The organism is Pseudomonas sp. CFBP13508, from assembly GCF_005233515.1.
GTDB classification, from domain to species: domain Bacteria; phylum Pseudomonadota; class Gammaproteobacteria; order Pseudomonadales; family Pseudomonadaceae; genus Aquipseudomonas; species Aquipseudomonas mercuritolerans.
Map to the genome: position 1 here is coordinate 620,871 of NZ_QFZZ01000003.1, position 23,123 is coordinate 643,993.

Consider the following 23,123-nt stretch of genomic DNA (forward strand, 5'->3'; position numbering starts at 1 on the left):
GGGTGGTCAATGCCCCGACGACTCCTTGTGGTTGTCGAGGGTTTCCAGCAAGGCCACCTGCATGCGCGTATGCACGCGAATGAACCAGCGCCAGAGCAGCGCCGCTACGGCGGCCGCGACGACGGCGATCAGCACCAGCAGCTTGTTGGTCGGCAGGATACTGGCCGACAAGGCTGCCAACAGCAGGAAAATCACCAGCAGCGAGAGAATCGGGATCACTTCGGCGATCACCCGGCGCACTCGCTGTGTGTGACGCCCGGCCATCTCCGGCTTGACGCCCATCTCCGCCAGCAGCATCGAAAGCGCCTTGAGCTTGCGATAAGCCGCAATCAGGAACGGTAGCGAGACCAGCAACGCCCCGCCCCAGATCAGAGCCTTCTGCCAGCTCGGATCGCTGATCCAGTCCTGCAGCCACAACGACATGCGCTCGGCGAAATATGCGCCGGCAAAGAAGATCGCAATCACCAGCGCCAGATTGACCCCGACCTGCAAGAGGATCCGCCGGATCATCGACGCCAGTAGCGCGCCCTCACCTTGCGGCTGAATACTGCGCAACCATTCGCCATACATGCCGAGCACCCGCCCGAGCCGCTTGGGCACGGCCGCCGAGAGCTTGATCGACAGCGGATCCGCCGCGCGAATCAGGTACGGCGTCAGCAGCGTGGTGATCACCGACACGGCCACGGCGACTGGATAGAGGAAGTTGCTGGTCACCTGCAAGGTCATGCCCAGCGCGGCGATGATGAAGGAAAATTCGCCGATCTGTGACAGACCCATGCCGACCCGCAGTGAGGTCCGTCCGTCGTTGCCAGCGATAAACGCACCGAGGCCGCAGGACAACATCTTGCCCAGCACCACGGCGACGGTGATCACCGCGATCGGCCAGGCATATTCAATGAGAATCAGCGGATCGAGCATCAGCCCGATGGCGACGAAAAAGATTGCGCTGAACAGATCGCGAACCGGCTCGACCAGCCGTTCGATTTTCAGCAATTGCCGCGACTCGGCCATGATCGCGCCGATCAGGAAAGCGCCCAGGACCATGCTGTATTCAAGCTTGACCACCAGCAGGCAGAAGCCGAAACACAGGCCGAGTACGGTGATCAACAGCATCTCGTTGCTTTCGAATTTCGCCACATAAGCCAACAGACGCGGCACCAACAGAATGCCGATGACCAGCGCGACGATCATGAACAGCGACAGCTTGCCGACCGTGGAAAACACTTCACCCGAACTCACCGTGCCGCTGACGGCGATGCTCGACAGCAGCGCGATGATGCCGATGCCAAGGATGTCCTCGACAATCAGCACACCGAAGATCAACTGCGCAAAGCGCTCGTTCTTCATCTTCAGATCGTTCAGCGCTTTGACGATGATGGTAGTTGAGGAGATCGCCAGAATCGCGCCGAGGAACAACGAATCCATGGTGTTCCAGTCGAACCAGCGGCCGATTTCGTAACCGATCCAGATCATCAGGATGATTTCGAGAAACGCGGCAATGAATGCCGTCGCCCCGACCTTGAACAGCTTGCGCAGACTGAACTCCAGGCCGAGGCAGAACATCAGGAAGATCACCCCGAGTTCGGCCAGGGTCTTGATGGTTTCTTCATCGTGGATCAGGCCGAACGGCGGCGTGTGCGGGCCGATGATGAAGCCGGCGACGATGTAGCCGAGCACCACCGGCTGCTTGAAACGATGAAACAGTACGGTCACCACGCCTGCGACCAGCATGATCACTGCCAGATCCTGAATAAAACTGATGGCATGCATGGCGTGGGCTCCTTGATGACGAGGCGCGCGGACAGACGTCAAAAGGTCTGCGCGAGCAGGGTAAAAATCCGCTTTTAATGTAGGAATTGCCCTTGGGCAGGGCTTTTGCAGGTTAACACCGCGACTTCGCTCTGGAAGCCGGTGCAATATATGGAAACAGATCGCTACCGGCGTGACGGCGGCCCGCCGCGCGGCGTCCCGATAACGGTGCTTTTCGAAAAGCCACCAGGTGCCCGCAGAGGCGCTTCCTGCAATCAGCCTTGATCCGTGAGAACGTTATGGAACCCGGAAACGCCCAGCTGTCGATGACGGTACTGATGACCCCCGACATGGCCAACTTCTCTGGCAATGTCCACGGCGGCACCCTGCTCAAATACCTCGATGAAGTGGCCTACGCCTGCGCCAGCCGTTATGCCGGGCGCTACGTGGTAACCCTGTCGGTGGATCAGGTGATTTTCCGTGAGCCGATTCATGTCGGCGAACTGGTGACGTTCCTGGCCTCGGTCAACTACACCGGCAACACGTCGATGGAAGTTGGCATCAAAGTGGTCACCGAAAACATCCGCGAACGCTCGGTGCGCCACACCAACAGCTGTTTCTTCACCATGGTCGCGGTGGATGATCAGCGCAAACCGGCCGCCGTGCCACCGCTGCAACCGCAGAACAGCGAAGACAAGCGCCGCTTCATGCAGGCGCAGCAGCGTCGGCAGATTCGCCAGGAGCTGGAGAAGCGTTATCAGGAGATCAAGGGCGACGCCTGATCAGCCTTGATTGATTGCTTTCGCGAGCAGGCTCGCTCCCACATCTGGAATGCATTCTTCCTGTGGGAGCGAGCCTGCTCGCGAATAAAGACGACCCGGTCTCAGAGACTGATCGCGGTAGCCTCGAACTTCACCCGCGGATGCGCAATGCGATCCTGCGCCCGCACCAGTTGCAGCTCGTAACTGGCGCACGCCTGGGTTTCCAGCAACACCTCATGCACTGCCGCTGCGGTGAATTCGAAGGCCGCCAGCAGGCTGTCGCCCAGCAACACCCGCGCCAGGAACAGACCGGATGTCAGATCGCCGACGCCCACCGGCTGACGCGGAAACGCCAGCAACGGACGGCGCAGATGCCAACTGCCCTCGGCGGTTACCAGCAGCATCTCGAAGCCATCCGCCGGTTTGCCCGGATAATCCAGATGCTTGACCAGTACCGCTTTCGGTCCGCGCGCCAGCAGCGCCCGTGCCATCGCCAGGCAATCGAACAGCGACTGCGGCTTGCGCCCGGAAAAACTGTCCAGCTCCAACTGGTTCGGGCACATGATGTCCGCCACGGCCGCGGCCTCATCAAGGAGGAAATCGCTGACCTCGGTGGGCACGCTGCAACCCTTCTCCGGATGGCCCATCACCGGATCACACAGATACAGCATCTTCGGATTGACCGCTTTGATCCGCGCCACACCGCTGAGAATCGCCCGGCCCTGCGCGGCACTGCCGAGGTAGCCGGACAGCACCGCGTCGCAGTTGCCCAGCTCGCCAATCGCGGCGATGCCTTCGATCAGCTCGGGAATCTGCTGCGGCGCCAGCACTTCACCGGCCCACTGACCATACTGGGTGTGGTTGGAGAACTGCACGGTGTTGAGCGGCCAGACATTGACCCCGACGCGCTGCATCGGAAAAACCGCAGCGCTGTTGCCGGCGTGGCCAAACACCACGTGGGACTGGATGGCGAGCAGATGAGGCGTACGTTTCATTCGGGTCATTCCGTAAAACGATTGAAATTCAAGCCGCGCAGTATGCGACGAAACACAGCCTGTACGACAGACCGGCGAGACAGTTAAGCTGACGCCATCATTTGGAGTTCGATGTAGATGCTGACCCTGGAAAACATCTTTGTGTTGATGCTGTTCGCCGCCGCTGGCGCCTGGCTATGGCACAACCACGGCTTGCGCGAGCGCGCGCTGGAGCGGGTCAAACAGCATTGCACCAACGTCGGCGTGGAGCTGCTGGACGGTAACGTCGCGCTGAAAAAGATCGGTCTGATCAGGGATGCCAACGGTCGCCGGCGACTGGCGCGGGTCTACAACTTCGAGTTCACCGTGACCGGCGAAAGCCGCCACAACGGCACCGTCACCCAGTTCGGCGCGCACAGTGCGCAGATTGAACTGGCACCCTACCCGGCGCCGTTCGACGATACGCCGCCGGTAGTCGAAGTGCACAAGCCTCGCGCCGAAGTCATCGAGCTGAGCCAGTGGCGCCAGGAACATACCAAGTGGAAGCCTTGAAACGCCACAACACCGGCGCGTACATGCACGTCCTGTAGGAGCTGCCGAAGGCTGCGATCTTTTGCTTCTAAAGCTTCCGGCAAGCAGCAAGCCCCGCCTGAAGCATTTCAACTTCCTCAAGACCACTGAAAATCAGCTCGATCCGCGAATCTTTTCGCCATTCACTTACCTGCCAGTCCAGCTCGGCATTTTCCAGTGCATTGGCCGACATCCAGCCATTCGCGCTGTGGATAACCAGTTTCGCGCGCTTCCAGTTCATACCGCTCAGCCAATCGGCGATGCGTCCTTGATCAAATACCTGCCCCGGATGCCAGCGCCAACCGATGCTCCACCCACCCTCCTGTAACTGGCTCAGGCAAATCGGTTCGGCCGGATCGCTCCAGACCGCTGGCAGCTGTGCCAATCCAGTGGGCAGCGGCAGATGCCCTGCGCCTTCGTTCGCTTTTGCTTTTGCTTTCAGCCCCGGAAGCTCGCTCAGAGGCAGTTGCGCTTGCTGCGTCCAGATCAGCCTGACGGGCGGCAACTGGCTGGCGATTTTCTCTCGAACCGCTTCATCGAGATCTTCGGCCTTGTTCAACAACAGCAAACCCGCGCTGGCCAACGCTTGCTGCTGAGCGTCCGGCAGGGTTCTACCCGCGTGCAATGCCTGAGCGTCCAGAACCAGCACACATGGCTGAACCGCCAGCACGCCCAGCCACGGCGCCTCGTTCAATTGCTTGAGCAACTGCGCCGGATGGCCCAGCCCGGATGGCTCGATAAACAGTCGATCCGGCCTGGCCTTGCGCAGCAAGCGGCCGAGGCCGATCTGGAATGGCGCGCCATTGACGCAACACAGGCAGCCCCCGGCCACCTCACCCAGTGCGATACCATCGTCGTCGCGAGAGAGCAACGCGGCGTCCAGACCAATCTGGCCGAACTCGTTGATCAGCACCGCCCAGCGTTCGTCCGCAGGCCGTTGCGCCAGCAACTGACGAATCAGGCTGGTCTTGCCGGCGCCCAACGGGCCGGCGATGACGTGGGTCGGAATGTTCTGCAACATGGTGGGCACTTTTCTGCGGACTGTTATTGAGGAGATCGAAGATGCGCTGGTCGGGATGGTCGTTGCTGTTGGCGCTGCTGTCGAGTGAAGCGTGGGCCCAGGCCTGCGTGGTGCACACGCAGGGCGAACGGCTCGACGTCAAAGTCTGTCAGCAGAACAGGACGATTCCGCAAAAATTGTTCAATGACGGCTTCTGCCAACCGACGCTGGCCGGGCAGAAGGTCGAGGTGCAATACGTCGACCAGTGCCCGAGCGGCGCTTTCGGCGTGTGCAGCAACGCGCAAGTCGCCAATATGCCCTATCGCCAGGATATCCACTATTACGGCGTGGCCACTGATGCGGCGTATCTCAAGCCGTATTGCGAAAGCCAGAGCCAGGGCGCCTGGCGCAAACCCTGATGTGTCAGCCGAGCCAGTCGAGGGTCAGCAGCAGACGGCGCTCACAGGGCGCCGGTTGCGGCGAACGATGGATCAGGCCGAAGCCTTCATTGCCGTGCCATTTTTCGCCTTTGAGCAACGCGACGTCGCCGCTGTTGAGCTGGCGAATCGACGCTGCACCTTGCGGTTCGGCATTGGCCTGGCCAAGTTGCAGGCGATCCATCGCGCCCTCCTCAAGCCATTGGCTGCCGATGCCAGCGTAAGTTGTGATCAAGCGCACCGGCACGTGATCGACGTGGAAGCGCGGACACATGGCCTTGTCCAGCACACGCAAACGCACGCCGATACGCCGCGCACCGAGCAGGCAGGCGAAGGCACTGATCAGCCATTTGAGATCGCTCATGAAACCTTCGAAACCCTGCAGATCACGCAGCCCTGCAGCCAGACCGGCGAGATCCGGTTCGGCATCTTCGTCGGGCAATTCCAGACACAGCGACTCGGCCAAGGGCTCGTTGAGCGACAGCACCAATTGCGCAAAATCGGCAATGTGCACGGGCAGCTGACGTTGCCAGACGGCGAGATTGGTCTGGTCTTCCAGGATTCGCGTCAATGTTTCCGGTGTCAGCCCCTGGTGCTGATGACGGGTAAGAAGCGGCTGATCTTTGAGTGCGAGCATCAGGCGGCCTCTTCTTGCCAAGGGCCGAATGGATCAGGCAGCAAGCGCCAGCCTTCTGTGCCCGTTGCCATTTCTTCGTCGGTCAGAAGGCAGGCATCGAGTTCGGCGGAGAGCTGTAGGAAATCTATGTTCTGACCGATGAAAACCAGCTCCTGGCGGCAATCTCCTACGCTTGGAATCCAGTTTCCCATGATCGCCTGGACACTTTCCTGATCCTGCGGCCATTGATTCTTTGGCACAAAACGCCACCAGCGACCGGCAAAGCCATGCCGCATCAAGCCGCCTGCTTGGGACCAGCTACCGGCATCGGTGGGTTTGCTGGCGAGCCAGAAGAAGCCTTTGGAGCGCAGCAGCTTGCCGTTCAGCCAAGGCCGATCGATGAAGCTGAAGAAGCGTTGCGGGTGAAATGGCCGGCGCGCGCGGTAGGCCGTCGAGGCGATGCCATATTCCTGTGTCTCCGGGACGTGCTCACCGCGCAATTCCTGTAGCCATCCGGGCGCTTGTGCGGCCTGATCGAAATCGAAACGACCGGTGTTGAGGATTTTCTCCAGGGGGATTTCGCCCATCACCATTGGAATGATTTCAGCCTGGGCATTGAGGCGCTTGAGGATGGCGGTGAGTTCTTCACGCTCGTGCTGGCTGATCAGGTCGATTTTGCTGATCAGCAGGACGTCGGCGAACTCGATCTGCTCGATCAACAGATCGGTGATGGAGCGCTCGTCTTCTTCACCGAGAATCTCGCCGCGAGAGGCAAGACTTTCGGCCGCCTGGTAATCGAGCAGGAAATTCACACCGTCGACCACGGTGACCATGGTATCCAGGCGAGCAATGTCGGCGAGGCTTTGTCCCTGTTCATCGCGGAAGGTGAAGGTTTCAGCGACCGGAAGCGGTTCGGAAATGCCGGTGGATTCGATCAGCAGGTAATCAAAACGATCCTCGCGGGCGAGTTTGCTGACTTCTTCAAGCAGGTCTTCGCGTAACGTACAGCAAATGCAGCCGTTGCTCATCTCAATGAGCTTTTCTTCCGCACGGTTCAGACTGACATCGCGCTGGACTTCACTGCCATCGATGTTGATCTCGCTCATATCGTTGACGATCACCGCAACGCGCAAGCCGTCTCGGTTACGTAGTACGTAATTCAAAAGCGTACTTTTTCCGGCACCGAGAAATCCTGAAAGTACGGTGACGGGCAATTTGGCTGACATTGGATAATCCTCATAAACGGCAGCCGATTTGCGCTTTGAGGTGCGCTTGGCGTGTTGCGCTTCATTTAACCGGGTCAAAGAAGGCATACGATTGTGATCGGCAGCTCAGGCTGGTTGCGATTTATGTTATAGTATAACAACTTGATTTTGCCAGTCCGGCAGAGGAGATTTCGCAAATTGCTGCACCACCGATCGTGGAAACTCGCAATGAACAAGGGGTTGAAATACCTGCTTTTGAGCTTTGCTATGTCGCTGGCCGGCCAAGCCCAAGCGCATATGCCGGGGCCAGCGCACTGCACACGCAGCGCTAACCTGCTGGCTTGCGTGGACGCCGACGGCAATGCCTATAGCGTCAATACGGTCGGCACCACGCTTTACCTGCGCGGATTCGAGAAGGATGGCCATCGCTATTGGGCACAGACCAATAGCCGCTTCGGCCAATTGACCTTTTTTACCGGCATTGCCTCCGATGGCGAGGCTTGGGTTGGCTATACCCGCCGTGTCGGCTGGACAACCATCAACCGCTTCTCCAGCTCGGGCGGTAGCAGCGCAAGGTTCACCTGCAGCCGGATGACGGGCTGCTAGTGAAAACCTTTTCATGAAAAAAGCGTCGCTGAATGGATTGTTATAATGTAACGTTAAAAGAGATCAACACGACGGTCTCACTATGAATGCTCTAACACTTCCAGATATAGCCGCCCAATCTGCACGCTTTGCACTACCCCTCGACTGGGTAGGCATGCGTGGAATTGCTCTACCCGTTGTGCTTGAAGGCCAACGCCTCAGCGCCAGAGTCGACGCTGGCGTGAGTCTCGATGATGGTGAAGCGCGCGGGATTCACATGTCGCGCTTGTATTTGGCACTCGAAGCCCTCGAACAGCAGCCCCTTTCTACCGCGCTGCTGCATCAGGTAATCAAGTGTTTTCTGACAAGCCATCAAGGCCTATCCGCCTGCGCGTATCTGAGTATTCACACTGACTTGTTGCTGAAACGACCCGCGTTGGTCAGCCCCTTGGCCGGCTGGAAATCCTATCCGACGTCCATTTCAGCGAGCCTGAAACAGCAAATGTTCCACGTGGAACTAAAAGTCGAGGTGCCTTATTCCTCGACATGCCCGTGCTCCGCAGCCTTGGCGCGGCAATTGATCCAGCAGCAGTTCGTCGATGATTTCGCCAACAAATCTCTGCAACATGCCGATGTTTTGGCATGGCTTGGCTCAACCAAAGGGATCGTAGCGACACCGCACAGCCAGCGCAGCTATGCGCAACTGCACCTGCATCTCGACAATTTCATCGACAAGCTACCGCTGACCGCGATCATCGATGACGCTGAAGCAGCCCTCGGCACCGCCGTGCAGACCGCAGTAAAGCGACCCGACGAACAAGCATTCGCTCTCGCCAATGGGCAGAACCTGATGTTCTGCGAAGACGCCGCCCGCCGCCTCAATCTGGCACTGCAGCGCACGCCCGGCATCAACCAATTCCACATTCGCGTGATCCACGCCGAAAGCCTGCATGCCCATGACGCCGTCGCCGAAAGCAGCTGGCGACGGGAGCAACAATGATCCGCTGCCAATCCTTGGTCTGGGGCGCTCCCGGCCAACCGCTGACAACGCCTCTGAGTCTTGAGTTCGAGAGCGCCAGCCTGACCGCCATCATTGGGGCTAATGGCTGCGGCAAAAGCAGTCTGCTGAAAGTCATCGCCGGTTTGCAGAGGCCCTTGGCCGGCAAGGTGGAAATGGCTGTTCCACGCCAAAGCGGCATTTCCTTTCTGCCGCAACAGCAGCACTTGGATCGGCAGTTTCCAATCAGCCTCGAAGAGCTCATCGCCGCAGGTTTCTGGGGCCGTAGACTCTCGACACAACTGCGCACGCAGCGACTGAAAAACGCATTGGAAGACTGGCATTTGACTGGACTCGAACAGCGTCCGTTGATGGCCCTGTCCGGTGGTGAGTTACAACGCGCCCTTCTCGCGCGACTGAGCCTCGCTGACGCCCCGGTACTGTTGCTCGATGAACCGCACGCTGCACTCGACGAACTCGGCCAGCAATTGCTCTGGCAACACATTCACCACTGGCATGCCGAGGGCCGGACACTGGTCGTCGTCTGCCACGACCTGGCGGCTGTCCGCCAACACATTCCGAATACCCTGCTGATCAAAAACGGCCACTGCGTGTACGGAACCAGCAGAGAACTGATCCAGCCAACACCGCACATGCAGGTCGCCTGATGCTCGCCACCGTCAGCCATTTCTGGCAGCCGTTCAGCGAATTCGTGTTCATGCGCCGTGCCTTGCTCGGCGGCCTGGTGCTGGCGTGCAGCACGGCGCCTTTGGGTGTTTTTCTGATTCTCAGACGTATGAGCTTGATCGGTGACGCCGTCGCCCACGGCATCCTTCCGGGCGCTGCATTGGGATTCTGGTTTGCCGGTTTGAGTCTTCCCGCACTCACCCTCGGTGGCTTGGGAGCCGGCCTGAGCATGGCCGGACTTGCAGCCTGGATAACCCGGCGTACGGGTTTGCGCGAGGACGCCAGTCTCGCCGCGATCTATCCGATTTCACTCGCCAGCGGCGTGCTGATTCTCGGTATTGCCGGCAAACGCCTCGACCTTTTGCATTTGCTTTTCGGCTCAGCGTTGGCCGTAGACGGGCCGACACTGACCGGCATGCTTTGGGTCTCGGCCATCAGCCTCATGGCCATGGCCGCGATCTACAAACCCCTGCTGTTGGACACACTCGACCCGCTGTTCTTGCGCACGGTCAGTCGCCTCGGGCCGCTGGCTCATGGGGTGTTCCTGACTCTGGTCGTGCTGAATCTGGTGATCGGCTTTCAGGCCATCGGCGCACTGATGGTAGTCGGGCTGATGATGCTTCCGGCTGCCGCGTCGAGATTCTGGAGTCGCCGTCTGCCAATACTGTTTGCCGTCGCCGCCGTCATGGGCTGCGTGTCTGTGTGGCTCGGCTTGCTGCTGTCGTTCTACTACTCGCTGCCCAGCGGCCCGGCCATCGTGCTGGTCGCGGGGGTCGGCTATCTGCTGTCGGTGGTGTTGGGACCGGTTCACGGTTTGCTGCGCCGCCCGCCTTTGCTCACATCCCAATGAGGTGTTTCCCGATGCGCGCTCTACTCGTGCTGTTCAGCCTGATGCTGTCGATGTCATTGTCGGCCGCCGAAAAACTGCCGGTGGTCACCAGCTTCAGCATCCTCGCCGACATGGTTCATCAGGTCGGCGGCGAGCATGTGCAGATCACCAACATGGTCGGCGCGGATGCCGATGCGCACACCTACGAGCCGACCCCTGACGATGCCAAGGCGCTGCTCAAAGCCAAAGTGATCATCAAGAACGGCCTCGGTTTCGAACCTTGGCTGGATCGCCTGGTGACCAGCACCGAGAGCAAGGCAACGGTGATCAGTGCCAGTCGCGGGGTGATTCCACGTTCGCTTGATGAAGACGGCGAGACCGTTCCGGATCCGCACGCCTGGCACAATCTGGCGAACGCCGAGTTATACGTCGCCAACATTACCAAGGCGCTGATCGCCGCCGACCCGGGCAACAAGGCTGACTACGAGCGCAACAGCCAGACCTACCTCAAGCAGATCTATGCCCTGCTCGCCGAAGCCAAAAACAAACTCGGCGCGCTGCCGCCGGGCAATCGCAAGATCGTCACCAGCCACGATGCCTTTGGCTATCTGGGTCAGGCTTATGGCATCGACTTTATCGCGCCACAGGGTTTATCCACCGAACGCGAACCCTCCGCCGCCGAAGTCGCTGCGCTGATCACGCAGATTCGCCAGGCCAAGGTCAAAGCGGTGTTCATGGAAAACATCAAGGACGCGCGCCTGCTCAAGCAGATCGCGGATGAAAGCGGCGCGCACATTGGCGGCACGCTGTACTCGGATGCACTGGCGGCGAGTGGACCGGCGAGCACCTTTACCGGGCTGTTCGAATACAACCTCAATACGCTGTACAAGGCGCTGCGTCAGCCATGACTTGAGGCGAACTTCCGATCTTTCGCGAGCAGGCTCGCTCCCACAGTTTGAATGCGTTTCAACTGTGGGAGCGCTGCGAAGGTTTCAAGCGCGGGGTTTTACCGTGCCGCAATCCTGACCCAGCCACACCGCACGGGTTTCCAGGCTGCCCTTCTGGTTGATGCCGATGGCGTTGAAGGTGCCATTGGCAACGGTGGTGAATTCGCGGTCACTGAGGAACGTCGCCACGCCTGTGCCCTGGGCTTTCGGGCAGCTGAAGCGGAATTTCCACTGGTTGCCGGTGCGCTCGGTGATCTGCTGCTTGCAGCCCGATTGCGGGTCGGCCAACGGGATGTCGTTGGTCGCCACCTGCTGCGGCGTCAGGCAAGCGCGGATGCCTTTGCCGCCGATGTTGATGCCGTTCTTCTCCAGCGCCGCGCGCTGCTGCGGGGTGATCTGGCCTTGAATCTGGCCAAGGATCGATTGCACATCCATGGCCTGATCATCGACCTTCAGATTGCTCGAAGACATTTCCCACAACCCCGGCTGCAGCATTTGCGCCTGCGCAACCACCGGTAATGCCAAACCCAGGCCCAGCGCCAAACCCAGCAGACGAACGTTCATCGAGTAACTCCTGATCAGTTGTGGCCGTTAGACGCCGGCCGATTGCGTCGGTTCATGCACCGATTAAATAGAGACATTCGCGGCAGAACATGGTCTGTTAAGCATTGCATCTCGCGGAGCAAGGCTGCCCCATGGATTTTTTCGGACCGCACATTTTCGGTTACCTGATCGCCCTTTTGCACACACTCGGTTCGATCGCTGCAATCCATGCGGTGCTCACCGTACGCACCGCGCAAGGCTCGATCGCTTGGGCATTGTCGCTGATCTTCATTCCCTACCTCACGCTTATTCCATATCTGGTATTTGGTCGCAGCACCTTCGATGGCTACATCAAGGCCCGGCGCCAAGCCAACGAGCAGATGCGCCTGGCCATCTCCGAATTGAACTGGCGCCCGTGGGTGGAAGAAGCCCTCGCCGCTCGCGCTTCGAGTGCCTATGCCTCACTGCGCGCGATGCCGAAACTGGGGCGCATGCCGTGCCTGGCGAACAACGAGGTGCAACTGCTGGTGAACGGCACCGCGACTTTCGATGCGATTTTTCAGGCGATCGAACAAGCGAAGGAAGCCGTGCTGATCCAATTCTTCATCATTCACGACGATCGGCTCGGCCAGCGCTTGCGTGATTTGCTTTTGCAGAAAGCCGCTGAAGGCGTATCCATTCATTTGCTCTACGACCGTATCGGCAGCCATGCCCTGCCCCATCATTACGTGCAAGCGCTGCGTGATGCCGGTGTCGAGGTCAAAGCCTTTGCCACACGCAGCGGCTGGCTCAACCGCTTTCAGGTCAACTTCCGTAACCACCGTAAAATCGTCGTGGTCGATGGCGTGGTCGGGTTTGTCGGCGGGCATAACGTCGGCGATGAATACATGGGTGAGAAGCCACCATTGGCGCCGTGGCGTGACACCCACGTCAAAGTCCGCGGGCCGGTGGTGGCCTGCATGCAGGAATCGTTCGCCGAAGATTGGTTCTGGGCTGCTCGTACTTTGCCGCCGTTGATCCTTCCGGATACATACCCGGAGGATGGCGTGCTTTGCCAATTGCTCGCCAGCGGCCCGGCGGATGCCTACGAAACCTGCTCGCTGTTTTTCGTCGAAGCCATTCACGCAGCAACGCAACGCGTATGGATCACCAGCCCTTACTTTGTCCCGGACGAAGCGGTGTTCGCGGCATTGAGGCTGGCAGTTTTGCGTGGTGTTGATGTGCGCCTGCTGTTGCCGTCGCGGCCAGATCATCGCATCGTCTATGCCGCCTCAAGCCTGTATGCCTTCGAGGCGGTGCGTGCCGGGGTGCGGGTGTTCCGCTATCGACCGGGTTTTTTGCATCAGAAAGTGGTGTTGATCGACAGCGAAATCAGCGCCATCGGCAGCGCCAATCTGGACAATCGCTCGTTCCGCCTGAATTTCGAAGTGATGTTACTGACCGTCGACAGCGAGTTCGCTGCCGCTGTGGAACACATGCTCAATGACGATTTCGCCCTGGCCGATGAAGTGGCCAAAGAAGAAAGCCGGGAGATCCACCGCCTGCAACAGGTCGGCATGCGGATCGCCCGGCTGATTTCGCCGATACTCTGAGCGCCCCGTTTCAGGGGTGGTAGATGTCGTCGCGGGTCCAGGGCAGTTCGTGGCTGCCATCCGGATGCGCTTTCACGGCGAGGATCTGATTCAGATTGATCCAGCCACGCGCAAAGGCATACGCGCAACCGGCCAGATACAGACGCCAGATACGCAGTGCTTGCTCAGGCACCAGTTTCGCCGCAGCTTCGAGGTTATCCTCCAGTCGCTCGCTCCAGTGATCGAGCGTGCGCGCGTAATGCAGGCGCAAGCTTTCGACATCGACTATTTCCAGCCCGGCTTCACTGATCTCGGCTGAGATCATCGCCAGATGTGGCAGCTCGCCGTTAGGGAACACGTATTTTTCGATGAAGTCGCCAGCGCCGCGTCCAACCGGGCGGCCATCGGTGTGCTTGGCGGTGATGCCGTGGTTCATCACCAGGCCGCCCTCCTTCACCGCGCCAAACAGCGTTGCGCAATACTCGGCGAGATTGGCATGGCCAACGTGTTCGAACATGCCGACGCTGACAACCTTGTCGAAGCGGCCGTCCTGCGGCAGATCGCGATAGTCGAGCAATTGCAGTTCGACCTGATCTTCCAGAGCTTCGGCCTTGACCCGCTCCTGCGCCAGCGCCAACTGTTCCTTGCTGAGGGTGATGCCGAACACCTTCACGCCGAACTCTCGTGCTGCAAACCGCGCCAGACCACCCCAACCACAACCGACGTCCAGCAGATATTCGCCCGGCTGCAAGCGCAGCTTGCGGCACAGATGGCGGAATTTGGCTTGCTGCGCCTGTTCGAGGGTCTCGCTGCCGGTTTCGAAATACGCGCAGGAATACACCATGTCGCTGTCCAGCCAGAGCTGGTAGAACGCGTTCGACAGGTCGTAGTGGTAGGAAATGGCTTTGGCGTCGGTGTCCTTGTCGTGATGCGCACGCACCGGCTGACTGCCTTCGTCCTCGTCGAGCAGCGCACTGCTCAACTCATCGCAGACCCGGATGACTTCGCTGATCGAGCCCTCAAGCTCCAGCTTGCCTTCGACGAATGCCGCACCCAGCGCATCCAGGCTTGGGTGGGTGAACTGAGTGACCATCTGCGGGTCCTTGACCACGATGGTGACGCTGGGCGTCGGCCCCAGATTGAACTCGTGGCCGTCCCAGAGTCGCAGGCGAAGCGGTAGCTGCAGGTTCTGCAAGGCCGGTGGAAGTTGCGCGAGCATGGAAAATCCCCCCTTGTTTCAGACGTCTGATCTGAGGGTAGACCAACCTGGAAAAATAGCAGGCTATCGATTCGATCGGCCTTGTCTATCGTGATCGGCACATCGGCTGAACGCCACAGACGACGCGCCTTACGATAGATGACTGCCTGCGCACTCGGCGGTTCGATGAATTTTCTTTCATTTAGCGTGAGCGTCGAGCCTGAGCAATGGCTCCTGAAAGCGCAGCAAACGTCCGGCGTTGCCCAATACCAACAAGGTACTCAGGTTATGCAGCAGCGCTGCAATCATCGCCCCGGCGGCGCCAAGCCAACCGAAAGCCGCGAAGACCACGATCGCCAGCGTCCAGCCAAGGCCGATAATCACGTTGACCTGCAAAGTACGCCGACACTGACGACTCAAGCGCACGCAGGTACCGAGGCGACGCAGATCGCTGCCGATCAACACGATGTCCGCCGACGCCAGGGCAATGTCGGCGCCGCCAGCGCCCATCGCCACGCCGACCACGCCGGCCTTGAGCGCGAGCGAATCGTTGATGCCGTCGCCTACCACCATCGGGCGGAAGCCGTGGTCGATTTCCTTGAGCACGCGATTAAGTTTGTCCTCCGGGAGCGCTTGCGCCTGGACTTCGTTCAGCCCGACTTCCTGCGCCAGGGTTAGGGCAACGCTCTGACGATCACCGGTCAACAGGAGTTGGCGTCCCAGCCCCAGTTCTCGCAATTCGTTCAAGGCGAAGCGCGCTTCCGGTTTGATGCTGTCTGCTAGCAGCAGCCAGGCGAGGAATTCACCGTTTAAAGCCAGGCCGGCAATCGGGCCATCATGTTCAGGAACAAGGATTGTTGTGATACCCAGTTGCGTGAACAACTCTGGACGACCGAGCGCAGCTTCGCCCTTCTCTGTCGTCGCCACTACGCCCAGGCCTTGGCGCTCATGGATGTTGGTCAGAGGCCAATACGCTTCCTGATCAACCAGCCCAGCGAGTGCCCGGCTCACCGGATGACTGCTTGCCGCGCCAAGACTGGCGGCCAGTGTCTGCACTTCGGCGGTTTCCGCATTCAGGCTGTCGATCGACTGCAAGCGCAAGGTGCCGTAAGTCAGCGTGCCGGTCTTGTCGACCACCAGCGAGGTCAGATCGGCGAGTTCTTCGAGGAACGCCGAGCTGCGAATCAGAATCCCGTGACGCGCGGCGACGGCGACTCCGGCAATCGCCGTGGCCGGCGCCGACAGCACCAGCGCACACGGACACGCCGCCACCAATACCGCGAGCATTGCTTGCGCATCATGGGTGACGAACCAGGTTACCGCCGCCAGCAACAAGACCAGCACCATGTAGCTGCCGGCATAGCGTTCGAGCAATCGCGTGATCGGCGGTTTCGAGCGCTCGGCGTTTTGCATCAGGGCGATGACTTTGCCCAAGGTGGATTCGTCGCCGGTGCGAGTGACTTCGACGCGCAGCAATCCATCGAGGTTGATCGCGCCGCCGAACACCGGCATGCCGACGCCAGCTTCCACCGGTACCGACTCACCGGTAATCGACGCCGTATCGAGACTCGCCTGGCCGGCTAACACCCGACCGTCCGCCGGCACACGATCACCGGCCCGCACCTCGACAACATCGCCAGCGCTGAGCGTGCTGTTGTCCACTTCGATGATCGAACCTTCCGCTTGCAGCTTGCGCGCATGGCTGCGGGTCAACTGGCCAAGCGCATTGATCGCTTCCTGGGAGCCGATGACGCTGCGCTCCTCGAGCACATGGCCGAAGATCATGATGATAGGCAACAACGCGGCGGTGAGCAGATCGCCGGTCGCCCACGCACCGAGCATGGCCAGCGCGATCAACTGATCGGTGATGCCGTGCAGGCTCGGATAACGCAGGCTGTACCACGCCGAACGGATCACCGGGACCGCCACCAGCAACGAGGCGAAACCGAGCAGCAATTGGCTGACCCCGGTTTGCTCCGGAAGTATCCAGCGCCAGAGCAAGCCCAGACCCAGCAGTCCGAGCGCAAGCATCGCCAGGGTCAACTGGCGCGCGGCACGGCGTTGTTCGGCCGAGGACAACAAACCTGGAGCAGCGGTGTTCGCCATCATTGAGTGGCTCCTTGGATGATCAACCGGGAATCGTCCTTCGGGTTGACGGTGGTGACCGACCCGGCCTGACCGAGAATTTTCGGCAGGCGTTCGCGATACAGACGCAGGAGCATTTGCGGGTCGGCAGACTTGGCCAGACTCGTGACGGTTGCGGTATCGGCCGAGGCTTTTGCAAGACGCTCGCCTGCCTGCGCGTGAGCCACTTGCAGGGTGCGGTCACCCTGTTCGTTGGCAGCTTGAGTGAGTTTTTCCGCCTCGGTACGCGCATTGGCCACCGCCTTATCGGCTTGCTGACTGGCGGTCAGAACCGCGTTGAAGGCACTGACCGCCGGCTCCGGCAGACTTGATTGCACATCCACCCGCGACACCTCGATGCCGATGCCCTGCCCGCTCGCCTTCAGTTCAGCGAGACGCGCATTAATGCCTTGCACCAGATCACCGCGCAATCGCTCACGACGCTCGGCCGCCTGATTGTCGGCGCCGATCAGTTCCGGACGCGCAACCAGAATGGTGTCGAGATCGCGCGCGGCAGTCAGCGCTACAGCGCTGCGCGTCACCAACCGATCAAGTGCCGGCAGCACATGCTCGCCTTGCAATACGAATTCGTAGGGATCGGAGACTTGGTAAAACACTCGCACGTCCAGTTGCACTACACCGGCGTCACCGGTCAATAAATAACCAGATCCGGCGAGTGCATCGCTCAAAGGAGTGGCGAAAGACGCCACCCGATCAGCCTTTAGCGCTTCATCGCTGCGCAACAGATTTTCCACCCGACGCTCGATCACCCGGTCCGCCGCCGGCAATAGAACTACCTGCTCAAAAGGTTGCGGCCAAGCCCATAACAGTCCAGCACTCTGAACGCGATCCAGCGCGCCGAAGTGCAGCACCACGGCGCGGTTCTGTGGATCGATCTGCCGCACATTGGAGAACGCCCATGCCAGCGCCGCCAACACGGTGATCGCATACAGAGAGATGAATGTAAGACGTCCCGCCTGAATCCACGGACTGTTCAACGCATGTGTTCCACGTGGAACTTCTTTATTCATGGCTGCGATCCGGACTTGCTGTCGAGGTTCGGCGGGCCATCGACGAGCACGCGGAACGGCGCGGCATCGGTGCGCAGAATCAGTTTGGTTTCCGGCGTGACGATGGTGCCGAGGGTATCGAGCGAGCGCAGCAGGTTGTACAGCTGCGGCGAACTGGCGTAGGCGCGACCATAAATCTGCGCAGCCTCGACCCGTGACTGTGCTTCGATATCGGCGGCTCTCACCGTCGCATCGGCCTGGACGATCCGCGCATCGCGCTCGGCGGCGGAGCGGATTTGCGCCGCCTCGCGTTTGCCAACAGCCGTGCGTTCGGTAGCAATGGTTTCACGCTCGGCGCGCATGCGGTCGACCGTGGCGCTGAGCGTGACCGAGGGCAAAGTCAGCCGCTCGATACCGACCTGCACCACGCGCACGCCATAAGTAGCAAGCAACTGTTGATCGATCTGCTGACGCAACTGCGCTTCAAAACCAGCGATGCGCACTTGTTTGGCATCAGTGTTGACCAGATTGGCCAGGTCGAAACTGCTGGCCGTGGTCTCCAGTGCCGAGCCGACAAAAGTGCGAATCTGCCGCGCCGCTTCGTCCGGCTGATTCTGCACGGCACGCATGAAACGCTGCACGTGTTCAGGATCACCCTGCACCTGCCACGCGACGTAGGCCTGAACGATGATGCGCAAACCGTCCTTGGTGCCGACGTCCTGCAAACCACTTGAGGTGGTACGTAGACGCAGGTCCACCGGGATTGCCGCTTCGAACGGTGCCGGCCAGCGCCAGCTCAAACCGGGATCAAGCAAGACCCGCGACGGATTTCCGAAACGGGTGATGACCGTGGCTTCACCGGAGCGCACTTGCACCAGACTCGCGGCGGCAATGGCAAATGCCACCAGCAACGCAGCCCAGCCCATACGCCGCCATGGAAATGGCCCGGCCTCTTGCGGATCGCCGTGATGGTGATGATGACCATGATGGTGATGCCCGCCGTGGCCGTGATCGTGGCCGCTGTGGTCGTGAACGTCATGAACAGGCGACTGGCTCAATGGGTGGCTCCTGGTTGAGCGGTGGTACGGGGGGGCGACGGATCAGCCGGCAACGTAAAAGTTCGCAGATCGATGGTTGGCGCATTCGCACTGCCGCCGAGTCGATGGTCGAGCACCAGCAACCTGGCCTTACTCAAGCCCTGACTGAGCTGGCTGAGATATTGCTCCAGCACGAAGGCTTGGCCGGCACTGGCGAAGGCTTTCTGTTCGGCGCTGAATTTCAGGTCGGCGGCTTGCGCGGCGGCATTGATCTCCCGTGCGTTTGCCGTTGCCCGGTCGCGCGCCGTGCTCGCCTGCAACTGCGCTTCATTACTGGCCTGCGCAGCCGCCCCGCGTTCGCGAGCGATCAACGCCTGCGCGCCGATCTGCGCCGCTTGCACACTGTGATAGGCATTCGCCGCGCCGGCCGGTGGATGAATCGCTTCGACAACTGTGGCGAGGATTTCCACGCCACTGTTCAATGTGTTCAGATCATTTTGCACTGCGCGACCGATTTCCTCAGCCAGCCCTGCCCTGTCATCGCCGAGCAGACCGTCGAGGGTGCGCGAGGCAAAATCGTGAACCAGGATGCGGCTGGCGGTGCTGCGAATCAGCGTCGGTACATCAGCGCTGTTGTAGGTCGCGGCAAGTGCCGCTTCGTCGTTCAAACCGATGCGATAAACGAAGCGCACGTCCATGTTGACGATTTGCAGGCCCTGTTGCGCGCCGCGGCGGCTGGCGATGACCTGGGATTTGTCGTTGACGTGGCTGGCGTCCCACAAACGGTTGGCGGTCAGCGGCGCCGGGCCTTCAGCTGAATCGGACTGCATAGCGACTGGCTTATCGCCGACGCTGGTTGCCAGTTCGTGGACTACGCCGTTCTCAACGCTCAGCACACGCCCCAACGGCCAAGGTAATCCGACGTGCAAACCTGGGCCGAAAACCTGTTCCGGTTTACCGAAGCGCTCGTAGATGCCGCGACCTTGCAGGGAAATTTCATGTACGCCGGTCAGCAGCCAACCGCTCAGTGCCACCACTGCCAACACGGGTAACAAAGCCCGGCGCATGTAACTGAACGCCCAGATCTGGCGCAGATCGATGCCGAACCGATTGTGCATTTCATGCTGCAACGCCAGCCACGGCTGCGGCGGCCAGCGCAGCATATCGGCGATAAAACTGCGCGCCAGCAGGGTCGGTTCCAGTTGCTCACGCCGCGGGCTGAAGACAGACAGTAACGCGCGCAACAACAGTTCGCCGGCAACCAACGTTGGCAGGACTGCGCTCAGCACCGCCACGCGTACCGGCCAGACTGCGCTTTCGCTGGCAAACAGCAGACACAGCGCACCGATCAACAGGGTGATGATCACCATCCGGGTCAGTTGCGCCAGCGCAGCCGCTTCCGGCCATTGCGCCCGCGGTTCCTGCGCCAGTTGCCGCTCCAGCACCAACAGGGCAAACGCCAGCAACAATGCCAATGCCGCACCGATGCTTGCCGAAAGTCCCAAGGCCGCCGCAGGCAACGTGAGATTCCACACCTGCTCAATACCAAGCAGAACCAGCAACGCCCAGCCGCCGAGCCACAACGTCGGCGCGCCGATGTGCCCAAGCAGATGGCGGCTCTGCTGACTCAAGCGCTCCAGAAGCCTTTCGTACCAGCCCTCGGCTGCGGCGCCCTCCTCCACGACGGTCGATTGCGAAGCGGGCGGATGCATCACCCGCGCGCGCCATCGCGTCACCCACCAGGCCGATTGCAGACCGGCGACCAGCACCAGCAACGCCGCGCTCTGATTGACCAACAACGGCAACCACAGGGATTGCGGCACAAACAGGCCGACGAAAAACGCCAGCACCCAGCCCGACGCGGCCACTGCGCCGAGTCCATACGCCAACCGACGCAATTTGCGTGACTGCGCGGCTGCCTGCTGAAAGCGCGGCAGCCCGGTGGCTGGCGTGGCGTCCAACTCAAGATCGACTTGCATAACACCCCGGCGAAATAGTCTTAGCGTTACGATATAACAGAGACTGTGAAATATTCGTACACAATTGCCTTTATTCAAAGTCGCCGTAGCTGTCGCTTGCCTGAAGCCTTGACCGAAATGTCTGACAACGCTCATATTACGCACGTAATTTTTATCGCGACTAATCTTGGCTATCCCCCATAGAGCAATCTGGAGCAAGCGCATGAGCAACTATGACGTGGTGATTCTGGGCGGCGGCCCCGGCGGTTATAACGCAGCGATCCGCGCGGGCCAGCTCGGGCTCAAGGCCGCTTGCGTCGAAGGACGTGCGACCCTCGGCGGCACCTGCCTGAACGTTGGTTGCATGCCGTCCAAGGCCTTGTTGCACGCCTCAGAGCTGTACGCCGCTGCGGTGGGTAAGGAGTTCGCCAATCTCGGCATCGAGGTCGAACCGAAGCTGAACCTTGCGCAGATGATGAAGCAGAAGGACGAAAGCGTCGCCGGCCTGACCAAGGGCATCGAGTTTCTGTTTCGCAAGAACAAGGTCGACTGGATCAAGGGTTGGGGTCACATCGACGGCCCGGGCAAAGTGACGGTGACCGACGCTCAAGGCAACAAGAGCGAGCTCAGCGCCAAGGACATCATCATCGCCACCGGTTCCGAGCCCACTCCCCTGCCCGGCGTAGAGATCGACAACCAGCGCATCCTCGATTCCACCGGCGCGCTGTCATTGAGTGAAGTACCCAAACATCTGGTAGTGATTGGTGCCGGGGTGATCGGCCTGGAGCTGGGTTCGGTGTGGCGCCGACTCGGCGCGCAGGTCACCGTGGTCGAATACCTTGATCGTATCTGCCCCGGCGTCGATGGCGAGGCCGGCAAGACCTTGCAGCGCGCGCTGAGCAAGCAAGGCATCGCCTTCAAACTGAGCTCGAAGGTCACCAGTGCCACCAGCTCCGCCACAGGCGTGCAGCTTAGCGTCGAGCCTGCCGCCGGTGGCACGGCTGAGCTGATCGAAGCCGACTATGTGTTGGTAGCCATCGGGCGCCGCCCGTACACCCAAGGCCTGGGGCTGGAGAACGTCGGCCTGAGTACCGACAAACGCGGCATGCTCGCCAACAAGCAACATCGCACCGAAGCCGCCGGGGTCTGGGTGATCGGCGACGTCACGTCCGGCCCGATGCTCGCGCACAAGGCAGAAGATGAGGCCATGGCCTGCGTCGAGCAGATCCACGGCAAGGCCGGCGAGGTCAATTACGCGCTGATCCCCAACGTCATCTACACCCAGCCGGAGCTGGCCAGCGTCGGCCAGACCGAGGAACAGCTCAAGGCCGAGGGCCGCGCCTACAAGGTCGGCAAGTTTCCCTTCACCGCCAACAGCCGGGCGAAGATCAATCACGAAACAGAAGGCTTTGCCAAAGTCCTCGCCGACGAGCGCACGGACGAAGTGCTCGGCGTGCACCTGGTCGGGCCGAGCGTGAGCGAGATGATCGGCGAATTCTGTGTGGCGATGGAGTTCAGCGCCTCGGCCGAGGACATTGCCCTGACCTGCCATCCGCACCCGACGCGTTCGGAGGCGTTGCGTCAGGCAGCGATGAATGTCGAGGGAATGGCGACGCAGATGTAGGTTCCAAACCTTGCCGCCGTCTTCGCGAGCAGGCTCGCTTCCACTTTGGAATGCGTTCCCCCGTGGGAGCGAGCCTGCTCGCGAATGGCGCCACCCGGTCTACAGCGGCAGATGGCCTAACGGCAGCGCGCCCGGCGCTTTCACCGTGTGAATGGCAAAGTTGCTGCGAATATCGCTCACCCCCGGCAGTTTCAGCAGGTGCGCGCTGACAAAGCGGTCATAAGCGCGCAAGTCAGGCACCACTACCTGCAACAAAAAGTCCGATTCACCGGACACCAGAAACGCCGAGACCACCTCAGGCAGCGCAGTAACAGCGGCATAAAAAGCCTCGGCGCGTTCTTCGTTGTGCCGCTCGACCTTGACCCCGACAAACACCGTCAGCCCCAGCCCGACTTCATCGCGATCCAGATTGGCCTGGTAGCCTCGAATCACCCCCGCCTCTTCCAGCATGCGCACCCGGCGCAGGCACGGCGAGGCCGACAGGCCGATTTCTTCTGCCAGCTCGACATTGCTCAGGCGTCCGTTGCGCTGCAGCGCGGCGAGAATCTTGCGGTCATAGGCGTCGAGTTTCATCTTTGGCAGATCCCGATAGTCCGACGGTTGAAAACCAGCAGGTTATGCCAAAACCGCCATGGTTTGAAGCTGACTACGCAAGCACCTGCCCCGCCCCCTCGCTCTAGACTGGCGCGAGCAAATAAACA

Annotated in this window: 22 protein-coding genes; 10 read left to right on the plus strand and 12 right to left on the minus strand. The window is 60.4% G+C overall.

What is annotated here, in order from left to right:
* Positions 1-6: 6 nt before the first annotated feature.
* On the minus strand, positions 7-1,770 hold the full coding sequence (locus PspCFBP13508_RS11245) for a cation:proton antiporter (protein WP_110599748.1): 1,764 nt from the start codon (positions 1,768-1,770) through the stop codon (positions 7-9).
* A gap of 278 nt (positions 1,771-2,048) precedes the next feature.
* Between PspCFBP13508_RS11245 and PspCFBP13508_RS11250 the strand changes: the two genes are divergently transcribed.
* Complete coding sequence (locus PspCFBP13508_RS11250; RefSeq protein WP_016772447.1) at positions 2,049-2,531, plus strand: acyl-CoA thioesterase; 483 nt, start codon at positions 2,049-2,051, stop codon at positions 2,529-2,531.
* 101 nt (positions 2,532-2,632) lie between these two features.
* Here the strand turns inward: PspCFBP13508_RS11250 and pdxY are convergent, their stop codons facing one another.
* Positions 2,633-3,505 (minus strand): pyridoxal kinase PdxY, encoded by an 873-nt coding sequence (pdxY, locus tag PspCFBP13508_RS11255; protein ID WP_042608042.1) that lies wholly within the window; start codon positions 3,503-3,505, stop codon positions 2,633-2,635.
* Positions 3,506-3,622: 117 nt separating this feature from the next.
* Here pdxY and PspCFBP13508_RS11260 point away from each other — a divergent pair, with 117 nt between their 5' ends.
* Complete coding sequence (locus PspCFBP13508_RS11260; protein WP_038861179.1) at positions 3,623-4,036, plus strand: DUF3301 domain-containing protein; 414 nt, start codon at positions 3,623-3,625, stop codon at positions 4,034-4,036.
* A gap of 67 nt (positions 4,037-4,103) precedes the next feature.
* Here PspCFBP13508_RS11260 and PspCFBP13508_RS11265 read toward each other — a convergent pair whose 3' ends face one another.
* Positions 4,104-5,075, minus strand: coding sequence for a CobW family GTP-binding protein (locus tag PspCFBP13508_RS11265; protein ID WP_137214456.1), 972 nt, complete (start codon positions 5,073-5,075; stop codon positions 4,104-4,106).
* Between the two features lie 41 nt (positions 5,076-5,116).
* Here PspCFBP13508_RS11265 and PspCFBP13508_RS11270 point away from each other — a divergent pair, with 41 nt between their 5' ends.
* On the plus strand, positions 5,117-5,473 hold the full coding sequence (locus PspCFBP13508_RS11270) for an NADH:ubiquinone oxidoreductase (protein WP_130911477.1): 357 nt from the start codon (positions 5,117-5,119) through the stop codon (positions 5,471-5,473).
* Positions 5,474-5,477: 4 nt separating this feature from the next.
* On the opposite strand, the gene PspCFBP13508_RS11275 is transcribed toward PspCFBP13508_RS11270, so the two are convergent.
* Together PspCFBP13508_RS11275 and zigA are read right to left on the minus strand one after the other, a co-directional pair.
* Positions 5,478-6,128 carry a DUF1826 domain-containing protein gene (locus PspCFBP13508_RS11275; protein WP_130911476.1) on the minus strand — a complete coding sequence of 217 codons (651 nt, stop codon included), beginning with the start codon at positions 6,126-6,128 and terminating at the stop codon, positions 5,478-5,480.
* The gene (gene zigA / locus PspCFBP13508_RS11280; RefSeq protein WP_137214457.1) at positions 6,128-7,333 is read right to left on the minus strand and encodes a zinc metallochaperone GTPase ZigA; all 1,206 of its coding nucleotides are present in this window, start codon (positions 7,331-7,333) and stop codon (positions 6,128-6,130) included. Before zigA ends, PspCFBP13508_RS11275 begins: the two co-directional genes overlap by 1 nt.
* Positions 7,334-7,540: 207 nt before the next feature.
* Between zigA and PspCFBP13508_RS11285 the strand changes: the two genes are divergently transcribed.
* From PspCFBP13508_RS11285 to PspCFBP13508_RS11305, 5 genes are all read left to right on the plus strand, one after another.
* The gene (locus tag PspCFBP13508_RS11285; RefSeq protein WP_137214458.1) at positions 7,541-7,918 is read left to right on the plus strand and encodes a glutamine synthetase; all 378 of its coding nucleotides are present in this window, start codon (positions 7,541-7,543) and stop codon (positions 7,916-7,918) included.
* Positions 7,919-8,000: 82 nt separating this feature from the next.
* On the plus strand, positions 8,001-8,897 hold the full coding sequence (folE2, locus tag PspCFBP13508_RS11290; RefSeq protein WP_137214459.1) for a GTP cyclohydrolase FolE2: 897 nt from the start codon (positions 8,001-8,003) through the stop codon (positions 8,895-8,897).
* Entirely contained in the window at positions 8,894-9,562 is a 669-nt protein-coding gene (locus tag PspCFBP13508_RS11295; protein WP_137214460.1) for an ATP-binding cassette domain-containing protein, read from the plus strand. Before folE2 ends, PspCFBP13508_RS11295 begins: the two co-directional genes overlap by 4 nt.
* Positions 9,562-10,431, plus strand: coding sequence for a metal ABC transporter permease (locus PspCFBP13508_RS11300; RefSeq protein WP_137214461.1), 870 nt, complete (start codon positions 9,562-9,564; stop codon positions 10,429-10,431). Before PspCFBP13508_RS11295 ends, PspCFBP13508_RS11300 begins: the two co-directional genes overlap by 1 nt.
* Before the next feature lie 11 nt (positions 10,432-10,442).
* Positions 10,443-11,318 (plus strand): metal ABC transporter substrate-binding protein, encoded by an 876-nt coding sequence (locus PspCFBP13508_RS11305; protein WP_137214462.1) that lies wholly within the window; start codon positions 10,443-10,445, stop codon positions 11,316-11,318.
* Positions 11,319-11,402: 84 nt separating this feature from the next.
* On the opposite strand, the gene PspCFBP13508_RS11310 is transcribed toward PspCFBP13508_RS11305, so the two are convergent.
* Complete coding sequence (locus PspCFBP13508_RS11310; RefSeq protein WP_016772436.1) at positions 11,403-11,921, minus strand: DUF3617 domain-containing protein; 519 nt, start codon at positions 11,919-11,921, stop codon at positions 11,403-11,405.
* Positions 11,922-12,052: 131 nt separating this feature from the next.
* Here PspCFBP13508_RS11310 and cls point away from each other — a divergent pair, with 131 nt between their 5' ends.
* The gene (cls, locus tag PspCFBP13508_RS11315) at positions 12,053-13,492 is read left to right on the plus strand and encodes a cardiolipin synthase (protein ID WP_137214463.1); all 1,440 of its coding nucleotides are present in this window, start codon (positions 12,053-12,055) and stop codon (positions 13,490-13,492) included.
* Positions 13,493-13,502: 10 nt separating this feature from the next.
* On the opposite strand, the gene cfaB is transcribed toward cls, so the two are convergent.
* The 5 genes from cfaB to PspCFBP13508_RS11340 all read right to left on the minus strand — a co-directional run bounded on the left by cfaB (position 13,503) and on the right by PspCFBP13508_RS11340 (position 20,819).
* Positions 13,503-14,690 (minus strand): C17 cyclopropane fatty acid synthase CfaB, encoded by a 1,188-nt coding sequence (gene cfaB / locus PspCFBP13508_RS11320; protein ID WP_137214464.1) that lies wholly within the window; start codon positions 14,688-14,690, stop codon positions 13,503-13,505.
* A 177-nt stretch (positions 14,691-14,867) separates the two neighbouring features.
* Complete coding sequence (locus tag PspCFBP13508_RS11325) at positions 14,868-16,778, minus strand: cation-translocating P-type ATPase (protein WP_137214465.1); 1,911 nt, start codon at positions 16,776-16,778, stop codon at positions 14,868-14,870.
* Positions 16,775-17,824, minus strand: a complete 1,050-nt coding sequence (locus tag PspCFBP13508_RS11330; protein ID WP_137214466.1) for a protease modulator HflK — start codon at positions 17,822-17,824, stop codon at positions 16,775-16,777. The genes PspCFBP13508_RS11325 and PspCFBP13508_RS11330 overlap by 4 nt, the downstream gene beginning before the upstream one ends.
* Complete coding sequence (locus PspCFBP13508_RS11335) at positions 17,821-18,861, minus strand: protease modulator HflC (protein ID WP_137214467.1); 1,041 nt, start codon at positions 18,859-18,861, stop codon at positions 17,821-17,823. Before PspCFBP13508_RS11335 ends, PspCFBP13508_RS11330 begins: the two co-directional genes overlap by 4 nt.
* The gene (locus PspCFBP13508_RS11340; RefSeq protein ID WP_137214468.1) at positions 18,858-20,819 is read right to left on the minus strand and encodes a protease modulator HflK; all 1,962 of its coding nucleotides are present in this window, start codon (positions 20,817-20,819) and stop codon (positions 18,858-18,860) included. The genes PspCFBP13508_RS11335 and PspCFBP13508_RS11340 overlap by 4 nt, the downstream gene beginning before the upstream one ends.
* Positions 20,820-21,021: 202 nt before the next feature.
* On the opposite strand from PspCFBP13508_RS11340, the gene lpdA reads away from it, so the two are divergent.
* Positions 21,022-22,422, plus strand: a complete 1,401-nt coding sequence (gene lpdA / locus PspCFBP13508_RS11345) for a dihydrolipoyl dehydrogenase (RefSeq protein WP_137214469.1) — start codon at positions 21,022-21,024, stop codon at positions 22,420-22,422.
* Between the two features lie 99 nt (positions 22,423-22,521).
* On the opposite strand, the gene PspCFBP13508_RS11350 is transcribed toward lpdA, so the two are convergent.
* The gene (locus tag PspCFBP13508_RS11350) at positions 22,522-22,995 is read right to left on the minus strand and encodes an Lrp/AsnC family transcriptional regulator (protein ID WP_024014870.1); all 474 of its coding nucleotides are present in this window, start codon (positions 22,993-22,995) and stop codon (positions 22,522-22,524) included.
* Between the last annotated feature and the right edge of the window lie 128 nt (positions 22,996-23,123).